Source organism: Microbacterium sp. zg.Y1084 (assembly GCF_024623595.1).
Taxonomy (GTDB): domain Bacteria; phylum Actinomycetota; class Actinomycetes; order Actinomycetales; family Microbacteriaceae; genus Microbacterium; species Microbacterium wangruii.
In genome coordinates, this window is the sequence record NZ_JANJGV010000009.1 from 67324 (window position 1) to 88986 (window position 21663).

At 72.4% G+C, this 21663-nt stretch carries 20 protein-coding genes, 1 tRNA gene and 1 riboswitch; of the genes, 6 read left to right on the top strand and 15 right to left on the bottom strand.

Annotation, left to right across the window (positions count from 1 at the left end; translation table 11 throughout):
* Positions 1–23: 23 nt before the first annotated feature.
* The 8 genes from rho to NQ165_RS10745 all read right to left on the bottom strand — a co-directional run bounded on the left by rho (position 24) and on the right by NQ165_RS10745 (position 10735).
* Complete coding sequence (rho, locus tag NQ165_RS10710) at positions 24–2225, bottom strand: transcription termination factor Rho (protein WP_374940943.1); 2202 nt, start codon at positions 2223–2225, stop codon at positions 24–26.
* Positions 2226–2382: 157 nt separating this feature from the next.
* A complete protein-coding gene (thrB, locus tag NQ165_RS10715; RefSeq protein WP_257533411.1) occupies positions 2383–3351 on the bottom strand; it encodes a homoserine kinase in 969 nt (322 codons plus the stop codon).
* Positions 3348–4433: a threonine synthase gene (thrC, locus tag NQ165_RS10720; protein WP_257533413.1), complete on the bottom strand. Its 1086-nt coding sequence runs from the start codon at positions 4431–4433 to the stop codon at positions 3348–3350. Before thrC ends, thrB begins: the two co-directional genes overlap by 4 nt.
* A gap of 1 nt (position 4434) precedes the next feature.
* A complete protein-coding gene (locus NQ165_RS10725; RefSeq protein WP_257533415.1) occupies positions 4435–5778 on the bottom strand; it encodes a homoserine dehydrogenase in 1344 nt (447 codons plus the stop codon).
* On the bottom strand, positions 5775–7187 hold the full coding sequence (lysA, locus tag NQ165_RS10730) for a diaminopimelate decarboxylase (protein WP_257533417.1): 1413 nt from the start codon (positions 7185–7187) through the stop codon (positions 5775–5777). The genes NQ165_RS10725 and lysA overlap by 4 nt, the downstream gene beginning before the upstream one ends.
* A gap of 163 nt (positions 7188–7350) precedes the next feature.
* Positions 7351–8184, bottom strand: coding sequence for a DUF2993 domain-containing protein (locus tag NQ165_RS10735; RefSeq protein WP_257533419.1), 834 nt, complete (start codon positions 8182–8184; stop codon positions 7351–7353).
* Position 8185: 1 nt separating this feature from the next.
* Positions 8186–9853, bottom strand: a complete 1668-nt coding sequence (locus tag NQ165_RS10740) for an arginine--tRNA ligase (RefSeq protein ID WP_257533421.1) — start codon at positions 9851–9853, stop codon at positions 8186–8188.
* Between the two features lie 39 nt (positions 9854–9892).
* Positions 9893–10735 carry a transglutaminase family protein gene (locus NQ165_RS10745; RefSeq protein WP_257533423.1) on the bottom strand — a complete coding sequence of 281 codons (843 nt, stop codon included), beginning with the start codon at positions 10733–10735 and terminating at the stop codon, positions 9893–9895.
* Between the two features lie 101 nt (positions 10736–10836).
* Here NQ165_RS10745 and NQ165_RS10750 point away from each other — a divergent pair, with 101 nt between their 5' ends.
* The 4 genes from NQ165_RS10750 to NQ165_RS10765 all read left to right on the top strand — a co-directional run bounded on the left by NQ165_RS10750 (position 10837) and on the right by NQ165_RS10765 (position 13261).
* Entirely contained in the window at positions 10837–11658 is an 822-nt protein-coding gene (locus NQ165_RS10750; protein ID WP_257533425.1) for an SGNH/GDSL hydrolase family protein, read from the top strand.
* A gap of 89 nt (positions 11659–11747) precedes the next feature.
* Complete coding sequence (locus tag NQ165_RS10755) at positions 11748–12551, top strand: SDR family oxidoreductase (RefSeq protein ID WP_257533427.1); 804 nt, start codon at positions 11748–11750, stop codon at positions 12549–12551.
* A 43-nt stretch (positions 12552–12594) separates the two neighbouring features.
* Complete coding sequence (locus NQ165_RS10760; RefSeq protein WP_257533429.1) at positions 12595–13020, top strand: glucose-6-phosphate dehydrogenase; 426 nt, start codon at positions 12595–12597, stop codon at positions 13018–13020.
* An 82-nt stretch (positions 13021–13102) separates the two neighbouring features.
* A complete protein-coding gene (locus NQ165_RS10765) occupies positions 13103–13261 on the top strand; it encodes a hypothetical protein (RefSeq protein ID WP_257533431.1) in 159 nt (52 codons plus the stop codon).
* Between the two features lie 73 nt (positions 13262–13334).
* Here the strand turns inward: NQ165_RS10765 and NQ165_RS10770 are convergent, their stop codons facing one another.
* Entirely contained in the window at positions 13335–16325 is a 2991-nt protein-coding gene (locus NQ165_RS10770) for a DEAD/DEAH box helicase family protein (protein ID WP_257533433.1), read from the bottom strand.
* A gap of 71 nt (positions 16326–16396) precedes the next feature.
* Here NQ165_RS10770 and NQ165_RS10775 point away from each other — a divergent pair, with 71 nt between their 5' ends.
* Positions 16397–16756: a DUF6804 family protein gene (locus tag NQ165_RS10775; RefSeq protein ID WP_257533434.1), complete on the top strand. Its 360-nt coding sequence runs from the start codon at positions 16397–16399 to the stop codon at positions 16754–16756.
* Between the two features lie 124 nt (positions 16757–16880).
* Here the strand turns inward: NQ165_RS10775 and NQ165_RS10780 are convergent, their stop codons facing one another.
* Positions 16881–17537 (bottom strand): FMN-dependent NADH-azoreductase, encoded by a 657-nt coding sequence (locus tag NQ165_RS10780; protein ID WP_257533437.1) that lies wholly within the window; start codon positions 17535–17537, stop codon positions 16881–16883.
* 84 nt (positions 17538–17621) lie between these two features.
* On the opposite strand from NQ165_RS10780, the gene NQ165_RS10785 reads away from it, so the two are divergent.
* Positions 17622–17960 carry a helix-turn-helix domain-containing protein gene (locus tag NQ165_RS10785; protein ID WP_257533439.1) on the top strand — a complete coding sequence of 113 codons (339 nt, stop codon included), beginning with the start codon at positions 17622–17624 and terminating at the stop codon, positions 17958–17960.
* Between the two features lie 72 nt (positions 17961–18032).
* Here the strand turns inward: NQ165_RS10785 and NQ165_RS10790 are convergent.
* The 5 genes from NQ165_RS10790 to NQ165_RS10810 form a co-directional block, all read right to left on the bottom strand.
* Positions 18033–18108 (bottom strand) — tRNA-Arg (locus NQ165_RS10790).
* A gap of 240 nt (positions 18109–18348) precedes the next feature.
* Positions 18349–18669 carry a multidrug efflux SMR transporter gene (locus tag NQ165_RS10795; protein ID WP_257533441.1) on the bottom strand — a complete coding sequence of 107 codons (321 nt, stop codon included), beginning with the start codon at positions 18667–18669 and terminating at the stop codon, positions 18349–18351.
* A gap of 11 nt (positions 18670–18680) precedes the next feature.
* A riboswitch (guanidine-III (ykkC-III) riboswitch) is annotated at positions 18681–18745 on the bottom strand.
* 365 nt (positions 18746–19110) lie between these two features.
* Positions 19111–19983 (bottom strand): CPBP family intramembrane glutamic endopeptidase, encoded by an 873-nt coding sequence (locus NQ165_RS10800; protein ID WP_374940944.1) that lies wholly within the window; start codon positions 19981–19983, stop codon positions 19111–19113.
* A complete protein-coding gene (gene trmB / locus NQ165_RS10805) occupies positions 19980–20750 on the bottom strand; it encodes a tRNA (guanosine(46)-N7)-methyltransferase TrmB (RefSeq protein ID WP_257533443.1) in 771 nt (256 codons plus the stop codon). Before trmB ends, NQ165_RS10800 begins: the two co-directional genes overlap by 4 nt.
* Positions 20751–20791: 41 nt before the next feature.
* Positions 20792–21628, bottom strand: coding sequence for a DUF3097 domain-containing protein (locus tag NQ165_RS10810; protein ID WP_257526629.1), 837 nt, complete (start codon positions 21626–21628; stop codon positions 20792–20794).
* Positions 21629–21663: the final 35 nt, after the last annotated feature.

Here is a 21663-nt window from a genome sequence, read left to right on the forward strand (position 1 = left end):
AATCGGACACGGTCGCCGTCAGGTCAGCGGATGCTGTTGTCGTTCGCGTGGCTGCTGCCGCCGGGCGCGGGCATCGACTTCTGCATCTGCACCAGGAACTCGACGTTGGACTGCGTCTCGCGGAGCTTGCCCAGAACCACTTCCAGCGCCTGCTGCGGGTCGAGCCCGGCGAGGGCGCGGCGCAGCTTCCACGTGATCTTCACCTCGTCGGGCGACAGCAGCATCTCCTCGCGACGCGTGCTCGAGGCGTTGACGTCGACGGCGGGGAAGATGCGCTTGTCGGCCAGCTGACGGCTCAGCCGCAGTTCGCTGTTGCCGGTGCCCTTGAACTCCTCGAAGATCACGTCGTCCATCTTGGAGCCGGTCTCCACCAGAGCCGTGGCGAGGATCGTGAGCGATCCGCCGTTCTCGATGTTGCGCGCCGCTCCGAAGAAGCGCTTGGGCGGGTACAGCGCCGAGGCGTCCACGCCGCCGGTGAGCACGCGACCCGACGTCGGGGCCGAGATGTTGTACGCGCGACCCAGACGCGTGATCGAGTCCAGCAGCACGACCACGTCGCGGCCGAGCTCCACGAGGCGCTTGGCACGCTCGATGGCGAGTTCGGCGACGGTGGTGTGGTCCTCGGCGGGACGGTCGAACGTCGAGGCGATGACCTCGCCCTTGACGGTGCGCTGCATGTCGGTGACCTCTTCGGGCCGCTCGTCCACGAGCACGACCATGAGGTGGACCTCGGGGTTGTTCGTGGCGATCGCGTTCGCGATCTGCTGCAGGACGATCGTCTTGCCCGCCTTCGGGGGCGCGACGATGAGGCCGCGCTGACCCTTGCCGATGGGGGCGACCAGGTCGATGATGCGCTGGGTCAGCTTCTCGGGGGCGGTCTCCAGGCGCAGGCGCTCCTGCGGGTACAGCGGCGTCAGCTTGCCGAACTCCACGCGGGTGGCGGCATCGTCGACGGACAGGCCGTTGATCGAGTCGACCTTGACCAGGGCGTTGTACTTCTGGCGGCCGGACTGCTCGTTCTCGCGGGGCTGCTTGATGGCGCCCACGACGGCGTCGCCCTTGCGCAGGTGGTACTTCTTGACCTGGCCGAGGGACACGTAGACGTCGCTCGTGCCGGGGAGGTAGCCGGTGGTGCGGACGAACGCGTAGTTGTCGAGCACGTCGAGGATGCCGGCGATGGGGATGAGAACATCGTCCTCGCCGATCTCGGTCTCGAACTCGTCGTTGGTGGTGCCCTGCGGACGGCGCTTGTTGCGCTGACGCCCGCGGCCGCCCTGACCCGACTCGTCGTCGTCCGCGGCGTGGGACGGGGCAGGCTGAGGGGCGCGCTCGGACTGCTCCGGGGCGTTTCCGTTCTGCCCGCTGCCGTTCTGGCCGCTGCCGTTCTGGCCGTTGCCGTCCTTGTTGCGGTTGCGGTTGCGGTTGCGCGACCGGCTGCGCGAACGCGACGTGCCCTCGCCCTCGTTCTGCTCGCCGTCGCCCGCGGACTCGCCGGCCTTGTCGGCGGATGCGTTGTCGGCGGATGCCTTCTCGGCGGGTGCCTTCTCGGCGGGTGCCTTCTCGGCCGGTGCCGCGTGGGCGGACTTCTCAGCGGATGCCGTGTCTGCTGCGGGCTTCTCGTCCGGGGCGGCGGATGCCGGCTCGGAGCGGTCCGCGGCCGGGGCGTCCGTCGTGTCGGTGTTCGCGGCGGGCTCCGCGGCGGCGGGCTCCGCCTCCGCGGCGACGGAGCGGCTGCTGCTGCGGCGCGCGCCGGTCTTGCGCGGCGCCTTGGCGCGGGCGGGCGGGGCTGCGTCTGCGGTCGGCGCGTCGGCACCGTCCGCAGGAGTCGTCTCGGCAGCGGGGGTGTCCTCGGCGGCAGCAACGGCTTCGGCGGCGGGGGCGGCCTCGGCCGGTGCCTCGGCAGCGGCGGCTTCGGCCTGCGCAACCAGGTCGCTGCTCTTGGCGCGACGCGGAGCACGCTTGCGCGGCGCCTTCGCCGGCTTCTCCTCCGCAGCGGCGGCCGGCGCTTCGGTGGCGCCGTTCTCGACGGCGGCGACGGACTCGACGACGTCAGCCGTCTCGGCCTCGGCCGGGGTCTGCTCGCTCGCCTCGGCGTCGGTCGCCACGGCGTCTTCGCCGTCGGTGACGTCGGCACCCTCGGCGGGCGCGGTGGTGACGGTCTCGTCCTGCGGCGTGTTCTCGCCGTCGGTGTCGCCGTCGGTACGGATCTCGGAGATGGACTCCACGAGTACTCCCTTGTGTGTCATCGGATATGCCGCATCGCGTTCGATCGTCGCGGCCGTGCGTGCGCTTCCCGGATGGAACAGGGGAAACGGCGCGACGCGATCAGATCGGGATACAAGCGACAGTTCGCAGAATTGCGACGGAGGCCAGATTCACGATTTACGTGGAACCCTCCGTTTGGTCCCTCACTGTACCACCCTTGACATCGACGGCGAGCATGAGGGGCTCCCACGGGGTGTCCGCCACGGCAGCCGCGACCTCGGCGGCCACGAGACGCTGCCCTGGGCCGTCGGCGAGCACCAGCACGCTGGGGCCGGCCCCGGACACGACCGCGGCGAATCCCTCCGCCCGCAGTGCACGCACCAGACGATCGGTCTCGGGCATGGCCTGCGCCCGGTAGTTCTGGTGGAGCTTGTCCTCGGTGGCCGCCAGCAGCAGCTCCGGGCTCTGCGTCAGTGCGGCGATGAGCAGCGCGGAGCGCGAGACGTTGAAGACGGCGTCTTCACGGGGCACCTGCAGCGGCTGCAGGCTGCGTGCGAGCGAGGTGGACATCGTGAAGGCGGGCACGAGCAGCAGCGGAGCGACGCCGCGGTGGACGATGAGCTTCTTGTGCTGCGGCCCGTCGGGGTCCATCCACGCGATCGTGAGGCCGCCGAAGAGGGCGGGCGCCACGTTATCGGGGTGCCCTTCCAGCTCGGTCGCGAGCCGCAGCAGCGCATCGGGCCCGAGTTCGACGTCGCCGGAGAGCAGCCCCTTCGCCGCGAGCAGCCCCGCGACGACCGCCGCGCCGGAGGAGCCCATGCCCCGGCCGTGCGGGATCACGTTGTGGGCGCGCAGGCGCACACCCGGCATCCGCCGCCCGCACGCCTCGTAGGCGTAGGCCATCGAGCGCACCACGAGGTGGGAGGCGTCGCGCGGGATGTCGTCGGCGCCCTCCCCGGTGGCCTCGATGTCCAGCTCGCCGTCGGGCAGCGCCGTCACGGTGAGCTCGTCATAGACGCTCAGCGCCAGGCCCAGGGTGTCGAACCCCGGACCCAGGTTGGCGCTGGTCGCCGGCACGCGCACGACGACGGTGCGCCCCTCGGCGTCACCGCCGTCCGCCGCGACCTCCGGCGAGGGTGCGCTCACGCGGTGGCCTCCGCCACCAGCCCCAGCACCGAGGCGACCTCGCTCGTCGCGGCATCCACGACCGTCGGCTCGACCTGCGACCCGTCGGCGGCGCGCAGCGCCCACTGCGGGTCCTTCAGCCCGTGCCCCGTGACGGTGAGCACGACGCGCGCGCCGGCGGGCACGATGCCGGCCTCGGCACGGTCGAGCAGCCCGGCGACGCTGATGGCGGATGCCGGTTCGACGAAGACGCCGACGGAGCCGGCGAGGAGCTTCTGGGCGGCGAGGATGCGCTCGTCGTCGATCGCGCCGAACCAGCCGTCGGTGGCGTCCCGCGCTTCGAGGGCGAGTTCCCACGAGGCGGGGTTGCCGATGCGGATCGCACTGGCGATCGTCTCAGGGTGGCGCACCACTTCACCGCGCACGAGCGGCGCGGAGCCCTCGGCCTGGAAGCCGAACATGCGGGGAACCCGGGTGGCGGCGCCGCGCGCGGCTTCCTCGCGGTAGCCGCGGGAGTAGGCGGTGTAGTTGCCGGCGTTGCCCACGGGGATGAAGTGGAAGTCGGGCGCATCGCCCAGCTGCGAGACGACCTCGTACGCGGCCGTCTTCTGACCCTCGATGCGGTCGGGGTTGACGGAGTTGACCAGGTGCACCGGGTAGTGCTCGGCGAGCTCGCGGGCGATCTCGAGGCAGTCGTCGAAGTTGCCGCGCACCTGGATCAGCCGCCCGTTGTGGGCGACGGCCTGACTGAGCTTGCCCATCGCGATCTTGCCCTCGGGCACGAGCACCGCGGCGGTGATGCCGGCGTGCGCGGCGTAGGCGGCCGCCGAGGCCGACGTGTTGCCGGTCGACGCGCAGATGACCGCCTTCGCACCGTGCTCGACGGCGCGCGACAGCGCGACCGTCATGCCGCGGTCCTTGAACGAGCCGGTCGGGTTCATGCCCTCGTACTTCACCCACACGTCGGCACCGGTCATCCGCGACAGGGCCGGCGCCGGGATCAGCGGCGTGCCGCCCTCGCCGAGCGTGACCACCGTCGAGGCGTCGGTGACCCCGAGCCGGTCGGCGTATTCGCGGAGCACCCCGCGCCAGAGATGTGCCATGTCAGTTCCCCTCCACGCGCAGCACGGACACGACGCGTCCGACCACGCCGCTCTCGGCGAGCCGGGCGACCGTGTCGCTCAGATCCTGCTCACGCGCCGTGTGCGTTCCGATGACGAGCCGGGCGACGCCCGCCTCCTGCTCTGCGCCGGGGACGTCGGCCCCGGACAGGATGTTCTGCTCGACCGTGGCGATCGACACCCGGCCATCACTGAGGATGCCGGCGACGGACGCCAGCACACCCGGCAGGTCGTCGACCTCGAGCGTGATCTGGTACCGGGTCGTGACGTGCCCGATCGGGACCACCGGCAGGTTCGCACGGGTGGACTCCCCCACCCCGACACCACCGGCGATATGGCGTCGCGCCGCCGAGACGACATCGCCGAGGACGGCCGACGCGGTCTGCAGGCCGCCGGCGCCGGCGCCGTAGAACATGAGGTCGCCGGCGGCCTCGGCCTGCACGAACACGGCATTGTTCGCGCTGTGCACGCTCGCCAGCGGGTGGGCGCGCGGGACGAGCGCCGGGTACACGCGCACCGAGATGGCCTCGCCGGTGGGCGATGCGTCCGCCTCGCCGACCAGCCGCTCGCACACGGCCAGCAGCTTGATGACGTAGCCCGCGTGGCGCGCGGCATCCATCATCGCCTTGTCGATCCCCACGATGCCCTCACGGTGCACGGCCTCGATCGGCACGGCGGTGTGGAAGGCGAGGCTCGCCAGGATCGCGGCCTTCTGGGCGGCGTCGTAGCCCTCGATGTCGGCGGTGGGGTCGGCCTCGGCGTAGCCGAGCGCCTGAGCCTGGGCGAGCACGTCGTCGAACTCGGCGCCCTCGGCATCCATCCGGTCGAGGATGTAGTTGGTGGTGCCGTTGACGATGCCCATGATGCGCTGCACGCGGTCACCGGCGAGCGAGTCGCGCAGCGGCCGCACGATGGGGATCGCACCGGCGACCGCGGCCTCGTAGTACACCGACGCGCCGACCTGGTCGGCGGCGTCGAAGATCTCCGGTCCGTGGGTGGCCAGCAGCGCCTTGTTGGCCGTGACGACGTCGGCCCCGGAGTTGATCGCCTGCAGGATCAGCGTGCGTGCCGGCTCGATGCCGCCCATCAGCTCGATGACGATGTCGCTGCCGGCGATGAGCGGGTCGGGGTCGGTGGTGAACAGGTCCCGCGGCAGATCCACGTCGCGCGGGGCGTCGAGGTCGCGCACGGCGATCCCCGCCAGCTCGAGTGAGGCACCGGCGCGGTCGGCGAGCTCGTCGCCGTGCGTGAGCAGCAGGTCGGCGACCTGGGCGCCCACAGCTCCCGCTCCCAGCAGTGCGACACGCAGGCGGCGGTGATCGGTCATGCGGTTCCCTTCGTCGATGCGACCCCCACGTCGCGGGCGAGCAGGTCGTCGACGGTCTCGCCGCGCACGATGACGCGCGCGGACCCGTCGGCGACCGCCACGACCGGCGGGCGGGGGATGTAGTTGTAGTTGCTGGCGAGCGAGAAGCAGTACGCCCCCGTCGCCGGCACGGCCAGCAGGTCTCCGGGGGCGACGTCACCCGGCAGGTATTCGGCGTCGACGACGATGTCGCCCGACTCGCAGTGCTTGCCGACGACGCGCGCCAGGGCGGGTGCGGCATCGCTGCGGCGCGAGGCGACGCGCGCGCTGTAGTGCGCGCCGTACAGCGCCGGCCGGGCGTTGTCGCTCATCCCGCCGTCGACGCTCACGTAGAGCCGCTGCAGATCGTCGCTCGCCTGCACGTGCTTGACGGTGCCGACCTCGTAGAGGGTGACCCCTGCCGGCCCGACGATCGCGCGGCCGGGCTCGAACGCGACGACCGGGACCGGGATGCCGTGCGCCGCGCACTCGGCGGCGACGGCGTCGACGATGCCCGCCGCGAGCTCCTCGATCGGTGTGGGGTCGTCGGCCGAGGTGTAGGCGATGCCGAAGCCGCCGCCGAGGTTGAGCACCGGCACCGGCCCGTCGGCGAGGAGCCGCGCGTGCACCTCCACCAGGCGGGCGGCGGATTGCGCGAACCCGGCGGTGCCGAAGATCTGCGACCCGATGTGGCAGTGCAGCCCACCGAACTCCAGGCTCCCGAGGGAGCGGATGCGGGCGACCACCTCGTCGGCACGCGACAGCGTGAAGCCGAACTTCTGGTCCTCGTGGGCGGTGGCGAGGAAGTCGTGGGTCTCGGCGTGCACACCGCTGTTGACGCGCACCCGCACCGATTGCACGACGCCGTGGGCGGCGGCGACGGCCGCGACCCGGGTGATCTCGATGTCGCTGTCGACGATGATCGATCCGACACCCACCTCGACGGCGCGGGCGATCTCGGCCTCGCTCTTGTTGTTGCCGTGGAAGCCGATGCGCGCGGGGTCGGCGCCGCCGGCCAGCGCGACGGCGAGCTCCCCGCCGGTGGCGACGTCGATCGACAGTCCCGCGGCGGTGACCCACCGCACGACTTCGGTGCAGAGGAACGCCTTGCCCGCGTAGTAGACCTGCGCGGTGGTGCCGTGCCGGGCGGCGGCCTCGTCGAAGGCGATGCGCGTACGGCGCGCACGACGGCGCACCTCGTTCTCGTCGAGCACGTACAGCGGCGTGCCGAACCGGGCGGCGAGCTCGGTCACGGGCACTCCCCCGAGCCGCACCACGCCGTCGGCGTCGCGCACGGCCGAGTCCGGCCACACGCCGGAGACCAGCACGTCGGCGTCCTCCGGCTCGACGAGCCACTCTGGGACGGACACACGGGCGGGCGAGGCGGACACGGAGCAGACCAATCGGGTGGGATACGGGAAGCTGCACCTGGCGGAGCAGCGGCCTGATGCCGGGCGGATCATCCACGCGCCGACGTTGCAAGCAGTCTAGGGCAACGGTCGCCGCGGGGCCGTGCGTGCGACGCGGTGTGACAGGCGATTCAGAAGCAGGCGGTCAGGAGCAGGCGCCGTCGGCCAGCAGCGTGCGGTCCACCAGGATGTCGTCGGCGACGTCGAAGCGCGCCCGCAGCACGTCGCCGGTCACGGCGACCTCGCTCAGGGTGAGCCCCTGCGGCAGGTACGCCGCGATGCAGACCGGCCAATCGCGCAGCACCGCATTGGAGACGATGCCGAACTGACGTCGCAGCTCGTCGGCGCCGATGTCCGACCCGGCGACCTGCACGCTCGAGGGCGTCAGCACAAGCTCGCCGTCCTTCGCACCGGGGGTCAGCGACAGCCCCACCGGGATCTGCGCGCCGAACAGCGACAGCTCGATCGTCGCGGTGATGTCGGGCTCGGCGAGGCCCACCGACTGCGCGGGGAACCCATCCACGGACGACAGCAGCTCCTGCAGCTGCGGCTGGTCCAGTGTCACGGTGGCGCGGCCATCACGGATCGTGCGCTCCCCGCTGACGGGGATGTCGCGGGCCTCGACGGCGATGTCACCGGTGAAGGGCCCGAAGGAGACGTCCGCGGAGGAGATCCGCAGCTCGTCGAGGCTGCCGCCGATCAGCTGCGGCAGCACCGCGCCGGGCACGTCGACGTCGATCGGGTGATCCTCGGGGAGCGACAGGTTGGTGACGATCTGCTGGCGGATCGTGTTCACCACGATGCCGCGCGCGATCGCCTCACCGGCGAACCAGGCCACGAGGGCGAGCACCACCACGACGAGGCCCGCGACGACCCACCGCAGTGTCCGGCGGGGACGACGCGGCGGCTCCCCCGACGACAGCACCCACTGCGCCGACGGGTCGGGAAGCGGCTGGGTGGGGTGCGTGTCGCCGGTCATGTCACATGCGCTCCGGCGCGGTGACCCCGAGCAGGTCCAGGCCGTTGCGCAGCACCTGGCCGGTCGCGTCGTTGAGCCACAGGCGGGTGCGGTGCAGGTCGGTGACGGGGTCGTCGCCGAGCGGGATCACGCGGCAGTTGTCGTACCAGCGGTGGTAGAGGCCCGCCAGCTCCTCGAGGTAGCGCGCCACACGATGCGGCTCGCGCACCTCCGCGGCGAAGGCGACCGTGCGCGGGAACTCCTGCAGCGCGCCGAGCAGGGCCGACTCCGTCTCGTGGGTCAGCAGCTCGGGAGCGAAGGCGCTGCGGTCCACGCCGCTCTCGGCGGCGTTGCGCGCGACGTTGTGGGTGCGCGCGTGGGCGTACTGCACGTAGAAGACGGGGTTGTCGTTGGTGCGCTTCTGCAGGATCTCGGGGTCCAGCGTCAGCGGGGAGTCCGCGGGGTAGCGCGCGAGCGAGTACCGCAGCGCGTCGGTGCCGAGCCACTCGCGCAGGTCGTCGAGCTCGATGATGTTGCCCGCGCGCTTGGAGAGGCGGGCGCCGTTGATCGAGACGAGCTGCCCGATCAGCACCTCGATGTCCTTCTCGGGGTCGTCACCGGCGGCACCGGCGAGCGCCTTCAGACGGTGCACGTAACCGTGGTGGTCGGCGCCCAGCAGGTAGATCTTGTGCTGGAACCCGCGGTCGCTCTTGTTCAGGTAGTAGGCGGCGTCCGCGGCGAAGTAGGTGAACTCGCCGTTGGAGCGACGGATGACGCGGTCCTTGTCGTCGCCGAAGTCGGTGGTGCGCACCCACACCGCGCCGTCCTGGTCGAACACATGACCCTGGGCGCGCAGGCGCTCCACGGCCTCCTCGACGAGGCTCGGTCCGCCGTCGGCGCCGGGGGCGTGCAGCAGCCGCTCGCTGAAGAAGACGTCGAAGTGCACGTTGAACTTCGCCAGCGACGCCTGCAGCTCGCCGAGCTGCAGTTCGTACGCACGGTCGCGTGCGGCGACCAGCTGCTCATCGGCGGGGAGGTCCAGGATGCCGGGATCCGCGGCCTGCACCCGCTGGGCGAGCTCATCGATGTACGCCCCGGCATAGCCGCCCTCGGGCGTGGGCTCGCCCTTCATCGCGGCGAGCACGGAGGCGCCGAAGCGGTCCATCTGCGCACCGGCGTCGTTGATGTAGAACTCGCGCACCAGCGTGGCGTCGCAGGCCAGCAGCAGGCGGGCCATCGCGTCGCCGAGCGCCGCCCACCGGGTGTGTCCGATGTGCATCGGACCGGTGGGGTTGGCGCTGACGAACTCGAGGTTGATCGTGTTGCCGCGCTGACTGTCGTTGCGGCCGAAGGCGGCCCCCATCTCGACGATGGTCTTCGCCAGGGCGCCGGCGGTCGCGGCATCCAGGCGGATGTTGATGAAGCCGGGACCGGCGACCTCGACCGAGGCGATGCCGGGGACGGCGGCGAGCGCCTCGGCGATCTCGGCCGCGAACTCGCGCGGGTTGGCCCCCACGGCCTTCGCGAGCTTCAGCGCCGCGTTGGACGCCCAATCGCCGTGGTCACGGTTCTTGGGCCGGTCCAGCGGCAGATCGGCGGGCGTCAGACCCTCGGTCGAGCCCGCGCGTCGCGCCTCGGCGGCCGGGCGGACGACGTCGAGCAGGACAGCGGAGAGGGCTTCAGGATCCATAACCCTCCGATTCTACGCGGGGCGTGCACGCCCGACCGCTCAGGCCAGCTGCACGAGCGCCGCGGGGTCGTCCGCGGCGGGATCGGATGCCGCCAGCGCGGCGGCCGCGGCATCGTCGCCGGCGCCGTCGGGCACGAGGTGCGCGTCCACCTGCATGCGGGTGAGCCCGACGTAGCCGCCGTGGTAGCTGAGGAAGGCGCAGTCGGCGGCGTCGCGGCCGGTCGCGATGCGCACGAGGGCGCTGCGTCGCGACAGCCGGGTGGCGTCGATGACGTACCAGGCACCGTCGAGGTACGCCTCCGCGACGGCGTGGAAGTCCATCGGCCGCAGGCCCGGCGCGTAGCACGCGGCATAGCGGGCGGGAACGTCCATCGCCCGCAGCAGCGCGATCACGAGGTGCGCGTAGTCGCGGCAGACCCCCTGCCCGCTGCTCAGCGTCGTCACCGCGGAGTCGGTGCCCTGGCTGAAGCCGAGGGTGTACGTGGTGGTGGTGGCGACGAAGTCCTCGACCGCGGCGACGAGCTCTCGCCCCCACAGCCCCCGGAACTGGCGCCGCGCCTGCGCGAACACCTCGTCGGACTGGCAGTAGCGGCTGGGCCGCAGGTACGTGATCGTCTCGAGCCCGCTCGCGGCGGGTGCGGCGGCACCCGCGGCGACGCGTGCCTCGTAGCGCACCTGCAGCGGTCCGGCGTGGCCCCGCAGCCGGTGCAGTCGCGCCCCGGCGGGGTCCGCGATCTCGGTGACCGCGACCGCGCCGTCGTCCTGCATCACGGTGAGCCGCTCCTGCACGAGGTGCGCGCTGCGAGCCGCTGTGATCTGCAGGATCAGGTCGACGTCCGCCCCCAGTTCGAGGTCGAGTTCGGCGGTCACGTTGCGCAGCACCGGGCTATCCTCGCACGCGGCCAGGGGCACCCCGGAACGGTGCGGACAGCGCGGCAGGGCGCCCGGGTGCGGGGCGCTCCGCGGTGACCTACCCTCGAAGCGTGACGCTCACCGCACGCCCGCGCAGCCGACGCGCGGCGTGGCCGCTCGCGGTGCTGATCGTCGCGGTCGCGGCCATCTGCCTGCTGGCGGTGTGGCGCCCGTGGCCGGCGCCCTCAGCGCCCGCCGCCGACGCCGGCGCCGGCAGTGCGGTGGCGGCCGACGCTCCCGCTGCACTGGACCTGCCCGCGGCGCCGCGCGTGCTGATCTTCGGCGACTCCTGGACCTACGGGTCGGCGGCGACCACCCTCACGCGGGGGTACGCGTACGTGGCAGCGCACCTGCAGGGCTGGGATGCCGTCGTCGACGGCGTGCGCGGCAGCGGCTACGTGAAGCCGGGCAGCGGCGGCGGCGCCTATGGCGAGCGCATCGCCGCACTCGACCCCGGGCTCTCCCCCGACCTCGTCATCGTGCAGGGGTCGATCAACGACCGCAGGCAGGGCGCTGCGGGCTATCGCGAAGCCGTCACCGCGGCATGGGACGACCTGACGGCGACGTACCCGCAGGCGCGCATCGTCATCCTCGGCCCCGCACCCCAGGTGCTTCCCGTCGAGGCCGAGACCGCTCGCATCGACCGCGACCTGCGGGAGCTCGCCGCGGCCCGCGGCTGGTGGTACGTCTCCCCCCTCGCCGGCGAGTGGATCACCGCTGACAACCACCGGGACGTGATCGACACCTCCGACATCGGCCGGGACCACCCCTCCACGGCCGGGCACGCCTACCTCGCGCAGCGCCTCGCGGAGGCGATCGCCGACATCTCGGTGACGACCCAGGTCGCCGCCGATCACGACAGCGAGCCACTCCCCGCGCCGCTCACCCCCTGAGGCGGCCCGCCTCGGCCCCGCGCCTAACCCACCGACGCCGACGTGTAAACCCCTGTGATCGTGGCGCCGTGGTTTCCTAGCGTCGAGACATGGACGCCACCTTCTCCCCCACCCATGCCATCGTGACCGCCTCGGATTCCGGCATCGGCGCCGCCACGGCGATCGCCCTGGCCGAAGCCGGGCTCGATGTGGGCATCACCTGGCACTCCGATGAGGAGGGTGCGCAGCACACCGCAGAAGCCGTGCGCGCCCGCGGCGCTCGTGCCGTCGTGGCGCAGTTCGACGCGACCGACCTCGCCGGCGCCCCGGCTGTGCTGGACCGGTTGGCAGAGGAGCTCGGCGGCGTGGACGTGTTCATCAACAACGCCGGCGGCGGCGGAGGCATCCCTGTGCTCGAGATGTCGCTGGACGACTGGCGCTCGACCGTCGCGCTCAACCTCGACGGTGCGTTCGTCGGCATGCAGTGGGCAGCCCGCCGCATGGCCGCGGCCGGCACGGGAGGACGCATCGTGGCCGTCACGAGCGTGCACGAGCATCAGCCGCGGGTCGGGTCGGCGGCGTACGTCTCCGCGAAGCACGGTCTGGGCGGGCTGGTGAAGACCATGGGCCAGGAGCTCGGAGCCGCGGGCATCACGGTCAACGCGGTGGCACCGGGCGAGATCGCCACTCCCATGAACGACATGGAGTCCGAGGATGCCGAGCAGACGCACCGCCCCGGCATCCCCGTCCCCCGGCCGGGTCGTCCCGAGGAGATCGCCGCAGTCGTGGCCTTCCTCGCCTCGCCTGCCGCCTCGTACGTGAACGGCGCGAGTTGGCCCGTCGACGGCGGCATGCTGCAGATGGGGCCGCAGGCCGGATCGCACCTCGAAAGCGACCAGTGGCGCCAGGGCTGACCGGACGAGCGTAGGCTCGAAGGGTGGGAAGAGGCCTCCGAGCATGAAGATCGTCGCATCAGCAGACTGGCGGGACGCCGTCCCGTTCGAAACCCCGGTGGTCGTCGCAGACGTCGTCCCCGGCGACCCGGCGCGCTGCGTCGCGTGCCGCACCGAAGCCGACCCTCACCCCCGCACGCAGCTGTGGGCCGTGAAGCACCGGCATCCGAAGCATCACGACGGGTTCATCCGCTTCTACTGCGCCGACCACCTGCCGGCGATGGAGCTGCCCGACGCGCCCGCGCCGGTCGCCGCCAAGCCCAAGCGCGCACCGCGCGCCTCGTCGCGCACCGCCGTCCGCCCCGAGCGCACCCCCGAGGTGCGCCGCAGCTCGTCGGTCGACGAAGCGCCGCGCGCGATGTGCCCCGAGTGCTTCGTCGAGGTGTCGGCGACGGGCATCTGCGGCATGTGCGGTCTCACCGTCGCGTGAGCAGCGTCCGCAGCGTCTAGGGATCCGAGGGCGACCTGTCAACCGCCCCCGCGCTGAGGTGGCGAGCAGCCAGAATCGACGAATGACCGGACTCGCTGTAATCCTCCTCATCGTCGGAATCGTCCTGCTGCTGCTGGGCGTGTTCGTCCAGGCCGTGCAGTTCCTGCTCTACGTCGGCATCATCATCATCGTCATCGCGATCATCGCGTGGCTCATGCGCTTCATCCGCCGTCAGGCCTGATCCCGACCGCCGCGGCGACCGTCGGTACACCCGGGCGGTCCCTCGCGCACGAGCCCCGGCTCGGCGCGCAGCCTTAGCGCCACTCCTCGCGCGCGATCGGCGCGGGAAGCTCACCGCCGCCCCGGCGGGCACGAGCCATCAGGGCGAGCTGCCCGGGCCGGTCCATCGCGTGCAGCACGCAGGGGCCGATCTCCTGCTCCCACGCCGCGGCGAACGCCTCGGCATCCGCCCGGCGACGCCCGATGGCGGTCGGCACCGGCAGGAGATGCCCGGTGTCCCGGCGTCGTGCTGCGAGGCGGAGCACACCGCGCACCAGGGGCGCCCGGCCTCCCTGACCCGTCTCGAGCAGGAAGCGGGGGGTGCGCACGACGCCGAACAGCTCCCCCAGCGCATCGGCGAGCGTCCGCTGATCGGCCGGGGCCGCCGACGGCGCCGAGAGGGCGATCGAGACCACCCCGCCCCGCGGCTCGCCCTCGATCGAGACGAGGTCTGCATCCACGTCGGCGACGCGTCCCGCCCGCCGCAGCGCCTCCCAGACCAGAGTCGCGATGCGAAGGTGGACGCCGGACGCTCGCGCGGTCTGCCCGCGAGTCTGACGCCATGCCATCCCGAGCGGGACGGCATGGACGATCCCCACGACGAGCACCGCGATCCCGGCGACCACGCCGAGCTCGGGTGAGGCCACCGCGACCCCCGCGGCCGCCGCTCCCGCCGTGCCGACGAGCGTCGCCGCGGCCGTCGCGCCGAACGCGCCGCCGAGGGCCCGTGACGCCGGCGCGCTGGTGCGGAACACCGGCGCCCCGGGCCGTCGCGGAACCAGCGCGCTGACGCTCTCGCGGTCGAGGTACGCCTCGCCGATCCGCCATCGCGCGCGCGTGACCCCCCGCGGCGCCGGCGCGGACAGATCGTTCAGCGCGGCCACGGATGCCGCGGCATCCTTCGCCACCACCGCGTCCAGCGCCCGGCGCTGAGTCGCCGCCATCGCGATCGACAGGCCGCGCACCACCCGCGACGGCTCGTCGGCGTCGAGCCCCCAGAGCCTCGCGTGCTTGCGGGACAGGCGAGCGACATCGGGCTGCGCGCGCAGGGGGAACGACGGCGGCAGCACGGCGGTGACCGTCCAGTTGTGTGCGACCTTCTCCGGCCAGGCCGGGTCGAGGCGCAGCGTGCGCCCGCGCAGCTGCTGCGTCGCCGAGGCCGTCGACACCGCCGTCAGATCGATGAGGGTGTTGACGGCCGGGCAGTCCCATCCCTCGCCGAAGAGACCTCGCGTGCCGACGACGACCTGCACCGTTCCCTGAGCGAGCAGCACGGATGCCGCGCGCACGAGTGCCGCGGAGCCGGCCCCGGGCGCGTGGATCTGCGACACCTCAGGTGACTCCAGCACCGGCGCCGCGGCGACCGGCAGGCCGAGCACCTCGCTCAGCGCGGGGACGAGCACCTCCGCGTCCCGCGTCGCGATGCGCGTGGACCTGCCGGAGACGAGGATCGGGCGCAGTCCGCTCGTGGCGGCATCCGCCACCAGCGTCGCGAAGGTGCGCAGGGCGCCGGCAGTGCCCACGAGCCCGCCGTGCCTGTTGCCGTGCTCGGCGAAGTCGGTGACCACCAGCGCGCGCAGCCGGTCATCGCCCAGCGCCTCGCGCTCGGCGCCCAGGATGTCGCACGCGGCGTGGTCCTTCGCCAGCGATGAGGCGAGCATGGTGTCGACGGGGTCACGGGTGCGGCGGACCCCCCGATCGGTGATCGCGTAGCCGAAGTCGGCGAGGGTCCGGCGGATGCGGTGCCAGTGCTTCTCTTCGGCCGGATCCGGAAGCAGGCGGTCCAGCGCGAACCGCGCGAGCAGGCGCATCGCCTCGTCGGCGGTCGGCGGCCGGCGTGCGACGTCGGGCAGGCGCGGGACGAGAGGATGCTGCGGAGCGACGGTCGCCAGCATGGCCGCGGCCGCCTCGGCGCCGGCGAAGTCGGCGGCGAACGCGGCCGCGAGGCGGGCGTCGGCGGCGTCTTCTGCGGGCGGGGCGGGCGGCGCGGGCGGCGGATCGAGATCTCTCGGCGCCGGTGGAGCGCCGGGCCCGGGCTCGGGCTCGGGCTCGGGCTCGGGCTGCAGGATGTCGACGAGGAGCTGCAGGCCGGCATCGCGGGCGAACGTGGTGCGCAGCAGCACCTCGAGCCCGTCGGCGTGGGCGGCGAGGAAGGCGAGCTCCTGCGGCGTCGGCTCGGTGAAACGCACGAGATCGCGGTAGGGCGCAAGGTTGCCCTCCCGCACCACCGCCGGCACCGGCACCTCGTAGTCCACGTCGCCCAGGAGCGAGGTGTAGTTGTCGTACTCCGCCGCGTCGTCGGGTGAGGGCAGCGTCGCCGTGAGGCCGATCAGCAGCGGCTCGCGGCCCGCGGCCCGCAGCCGCGCGACGAGGGTCGCCACCACCAGCGCCCAGTGATCGAGCAGGTGATGGCATTCGTCGAGCACGACGGTCTCCACGCCGTGCTCGACGAGCCGGTCGATGAGAGCGAGGGCGTTCGGGTGCAGCGCCGCCGCGAGCACGCCAGCATCCTCCCGCACCAGCTGCCGCCGCACCGTGCGCGACCGGCTCGCGATGCCGCGGCCGTAGGCCTTGGGATTCGCATCGGCGAGGTCGTCGAGCCAGCGCGTCGCGGCATCCGGCGAGCGCCCGTCGGCTTCGAGTTCGCCGAGCCAGCGCGTGCGGGCGATGCCGGCCAAGGGGTGGGCGGCGTCGAGCACGCTGAGGGCCTGGTAGGTCAGCGCCGTGAGCTCCGCCGGCTGCGCGGGGTCCTCCGACACGGCGGCCGGGTCGGGGGCGAGCGTCGCCGCGGCACGGGCCCACTGCCCGCGGATCGTCGTGGTCGGGGTCAGCACCACGGCGCGGCGTCCGCGTCGGGCGGCCAGCAGCAGACCCAGCAGGGTCTTGCCCGACCCTGGCGGCGCGACGATGTGCAGCGCCGCGCCGGCGTCGACGTCGACGCGGTCGAGCACGTCGGCCTGGTAGAGCCGCAGGGTGCCGGTGAAGTGCCAGTCCGCCAGCGCGGCGGTGACGGCAGGCTGCGGCATCCGATCAGCTTACGAGCACCCGTCGGGCGAACCGGGCTCCCGGCGGGAGCCGTCAGACTGGGAGGAGACAGATGAATGGAGACCCTGTGTCCTCACCGCAGCCCCGCCCGACCTCGGAGTACCAGCGCAACGCGTTCGCGCCGGCGATCCTCGCCGCGATCGCGTGCGTTGCCGGGACAGCGCTCATCGGTCACGAGTACTACCTCGCGATCCGCTTCATCGTGGCGATCCTCGCCGTGATCATCGGCTGGTTCGCCCTGCAGGCCCGCCAGTGGTGGTGGGCGCCGGTCATGCTGGCGATCGCCGTCGTCTGGAACCCGCTCTTCCCGTTCCCGTTCGCCGGCCCCTGGTGGTCGGGCGCGCACGCCGTTGCCGCGGCGGTGTTCCTCGTCGCCGGATCGCTGATCAAGACCCCGCGCACCCCGGCGTAGTCCGCGCCGCGCCCCCGAATCCTCACCGGTGTGGCGAGCGGACTCCCGGGTGAGGTCCGCCATCCCGGCCAGGAGCGCGCACGGCCAGGGATGCCGGGACCACCGACATCCCCCGCCGGCGCTGTCAGGCCACGCGGGCGCTGTGCGCCGCGGCGATCTCGCGCCCGGAGCGCACGGCGTGCTGCTCGGCGTCGGACTTCAGCGCCGCGGCCGTGTCGGCGAAGGCATCCATCGCGGGGTTCACCCCGACCAGAGTGAACGGCCGCTGCACGACGCGCAGGTCGAGGCCCCAGACGTCCTCGAGCACACGGCGCAGCCACGCGGTCGAGTGGTCCCAGCCCTCCCGGGGGCTGCCCGGTGCGTAGTTGCCGCCCAGCACGGTGACGAGCGTGGCGGGCTTGCCGTGCAGTGCCGTCCCCTGCGGGTCGATGCGCGAATCGGTGTACGCGAGGTCGAACCACGTCTTGAAGTGCTGCGAGACGCCGTAGTTGTACAGCGGCACGGCGAACAGCAGCGCGTCGGCGGCGGTCAGCTCATCCGCGATGACCGTCGCCAGCTCGACCGCCGCCCGCTGGCGTTCGCTGCGCTCGGCCTCGGGCACGCCCGGCGCCGTGACGGCATCGGGCCACGCGGTGGCCGGCACCGGGTCGAGGCTGAGGTCGCGCCGGGTGACGGTGGAATGCGGGTGCGCAGCGAGCCACTCGGCCTCGACGAGGTCGGCCAGGGCACGGCTCGACGAGGTGGCGGGAAAGATGCTGGCATCCAGCCGGAAGAGGGACATGGGGCTCCGATCAGGGCTTGGGTTTCAGTAGTCGCTCCGAAAATGAGAGCGACCAGCGAAACGCTAGCACGGTAGAGTCGGATTGTGGACGGGGACCAGCACGAGGGGCGACAGTGTGACGCTGCCGTCAGCTTGGCCTTCTCGGTCCTCGGCAAACGATGGAACGGCATGATCGTCGACGTGCTGCGCGGCGGGGCGATGTCGTTCGTCGAGCTGCGCCGGGGCGTGGGCGGCATCAGCGACGCCATGCTGTCCGATCGGCTCACCGAGCTGGCGCAGGCCGGGCTCGTGGTGCGCCAGGTCGCTCCCGGCCCTCCGGTGTCGGTGGCCTATGAGCTGACCGAGGCCGGCCGCGAGCTCCTCCCCCTGCTGACCCAACTGGGCCAGTGGGCGGCCGACCACCTCGGCGCCACCGCTCGCTGACGACGAGGCGTTCGCAGCGCAACGACGAATCGCCGCCCAGAACTGGACGGCGATCTTCGCGTGGAGTGGTGGTGGTGCCCCCGACAGGAGTCGAACCTGCGACCTACGGTACCGGAAACCGGCGCTCTATCCACTGAGCTACGGAGGCGTACCGAACGAGACTATCACCGGCGCAGCACGGCTCCCGACAACGCAGAACGCCCCGGAGCCGAAGCTCCGGGGCGATCAATTGTGTGTGTCGGTTTCCGTATCCGGTCACCTCTCGGTTTCCACGTTTCCGTTTTCTTCTCGCAGAACTGAAGCTACTCCGATCCGACGGGGCGTCAAGACTCCCGCCCGAAGTCGTCTCACCCTCCGGTTGAAGCTGAAGGATGCCGGCACTGCCGGTCTACTCGGGGCTGACGAGCTTCAGCCCGACGATGCAGCCCACGAGCCCCAGGATCAGCAGGAACTTCACGAGCGAGAAGGCCTCGTCCCCGGTGACCATCGCGTACGCCACCGTGATCGACGCCCCGATGCCCACCCACACCGCGTAGGCGGTGCCGGTGGAGATCTCGCGCATCGCGTAGGCGAGGCCGCCCATGCTCAGCACCAGCGCGACGCCGAACACCACCGACGGCCAGAGCTTGGTGAACCCCTCGGATTTGCCGAGGGCGGTCGCCCAGACGGCCTCGAGCACTCCCGACACGACAAGGACGATCCATGACATGACACAGCCTCCGTGGCCAGTCTTGTCGCTCACCGGGTACTGAACCCTCGTCCGGGGATCCGGTCGGGATCCGCCCCCGATGCTACCGCCGGGCACTGGGCAGCGGCCCACCGCGTGCACAACGTCGTCGATCCGGCGTCGAGCGCCCGCCGCCGGCGCCGTTTCCGCCCTCTCGCGCCGGAATGCCGACGTTGTGCACGCCGCGGCGGGCGCACACGCCCACAACCCGCGCACCGCTGCGGCCGTCCCCTGCAGGAGCCGGCCGGCCGGCGCACCGCGCGCACCGCGTGCACAACGTCGTCGATCCGGCGTCGAGGACGCCCGGAGGGGCCAGTTCCCCCCGTCCTGCGCGTCATTCCGCGACGCTGTGCACGTGGCTGCGCACGCGGCCGTGGCCGCCCCGCGCGGACCGGGCGGCCTGCACCAGCCGGCCGACCCCGGTCAGGGCGAGACGAAGAAGATCGCGTCGAGCATCCCCGGATTGTGGGCGTGCACCAGCACCGCGAACACCACCGCGTCGAACAGCAGGTGCACCGTCACGACGTACGCGAGCGAGCGCGTGCGCAGGAAGATGTAGCCCTGCAGCAGCGCGAACGGGATCGTCAGCGCCGGCCCCCACTCGCGGTAGCCCAGCTCCCACAGGAACGACACGAACACGATCGCCTGCAGCAGGTTGGCCGACAGGTCGGCGAAGTGCCGACGCAGCAGCGCGAACACGGTGCAGATGAAGAACAGCTCGTCCCAGATGCCGACGGCGCCGACGCCGACGAACAGGCGCGCGATGAGGTCGGGGGTGTCCACCACCGGCCAGTTCATGTAGACGCCCGACGTGATGAAGTAGAACGGCAGGATCAGCCACCCGAGCACCAGCACGAGCACCAGCCACACCCACTGGAAGGTGGTCCACCGCCCTCCCCCGTGCCACGGGAAGGAGATCGCCCGGTCGCGATACACCCAGCGGGAGATCACGTACGGCACCACGACGGCGCCGCCCAGAGCGAGCGTGAAGCGCACCATCGCGGCGTTGTCGAGCTCGGCCTTGAGGTCGATGAGACTCACGACGACCATGCCGGCGGCGATGAGGGACAGGTCGCGCACGAGGCTGGGCGGACGGGTGTCGGATGCCACGCGCGCGGCATCGCGCCCACCCCGCCGTTCCACCAGAACGGCGGCGACGAGCCCCGCGATCAGCAGCCCCCAGCCGAGCAGCGGCTGCAGCAGCACGAAGAACGCCGGGGCGGCCAGACACACCAGCAGAGTCGGCACCGTCGCCAGCGACACGAGCGGCCGAGTCGCCGGGACGACCGTCTTCACGAGCGCGCCTTGCGCCGGTACGACAGGTCGCGGATGGCGCGGCCCTTCGCGGCGCCCTTGCGCTCGAAGGCGGTGACGACCCGTCCGGGGTAGCGCGGCGCCCAGTCGCCCTCGAAGGCGGGCTCGAAGTCGGCGGCATCCGCCATGACGTCGCGCATCTGGAGGGCGTAGTCCTCCCAGTCGGTGGCCAGGCGCAGCACGCCGCCGTCGCGGAGCACGCGCGCGGCGAGCGCGGGGAAGGGCGGGGCGATCAATCGGCGCTTGGTGTGCTTGTGCTTGTGCCACGGGTCGGGGAAGAACACCCACAGCTCATCCACCGACGCTTCCGGCAGCAAGTGCTCGAGCACCTCGGGCGCGTTGGCCTCGACGACACGCAGGTTGCGCACGCCGGCACGCTCGGCGTCGAGCATGGTGCGGGCCAGGCCCGCCTTGAAGACCTCGACGGCGATGAAGTCGCCGTCCGGTCGGGCGGCGGCGGCGTGCACGATGGCGTGACCCTGGCCTGATCCGATCTCGACGACGAGAGGCGCGGCGCGGCCGAAGACGGATGCCGGGTCGATCTCCGAGCCCGCACGCACGCTGGTCGTCGCGCCGTCGCGCTCGAGCGGCAGGGCGTAGAACGGGGCGAGATCGCTCCAGGCACGCTCCTGCGCCTCGGTCATGCGGCCGCTGCGACGCACGAACGAGACCGTGCGCTTGCGGAACGGGGCGTCGGGGGCATCGTCGGCGGGGACGGTCGGGTCCGCGTCGGGCTCAGGATCCGGCATGCTCCCAGGCTACCGGGGGCGGCGAGCGCATCGCCCGGCGCTCAGCCCTCTTCGGTGACGAAGTCGATCAGCTGCTCCACCCGCCCCAGCAGCGCCGGGTCGAGGTCGCGGAAGGTGTGGACGCTCCCGAGGATGCGCTGCCAGGCCCTCGCGATGTCGGCCTGCTCCTCGGCCGGCCACCCCAGCGCGCGGCAGACGCCCGTCTTCCAGTCGATCCCGCGGGGCACGGTCGGCCAGGCGGGGATGCCGACGGCTCGCGGTGTCACGCACTCCCAGACGTCCACGTGCGGGTGACCGACGACCATCACGTGCGCGCCGTGGGGGCCGCGGGCGACGGCATCCGCGATGCGCTGCTCCTTCGATCCCGGCACGAGGTGGTCCACGAGCACCCCGTAGCGGCGCTGCGGGCCGGGAGGCTCGTCGCGCAGGGTCTGCTCGAGCAGGTCGATGCCCTCGAGGTACTCCACGACGACACCCTCGACCCGCAGGTCGGCGCCCCACACCTTCTCGACGAGCTCCGCGTCGTGACGCCCCTCGACGAGGATGCGGCTGGCCCGCGCCACCCGGGCGCGCTGTTCGGGCGCGGCGAAAGATCCGGATGCCGTGCGCGTGCGGGGCTTCGGGCCAGCGGTGGGCGCCGTCAGGCGCACGGGGTCGCCGTCGATGAGGAAGCCGCCGCCGAGCGGGAACTGCCGACGGCGCCCCACCCGATCCTCCAGCTCCACCAGGCCCGACTGCACGCCGGTGACCGCCCCACAGAATCCATCGCCGGCCACCTCGACCACCAGGCCGCGGTTCGCGGGCACTTGGGGGATCTCGCGCTTCCCCACGGTGCGCCACCCGGGTGCCAGCACGTCGCCGCCGTATCGATCGTCCATGTCTCCTCCGGGGGCACGAGCGTACCCGCGGGCGG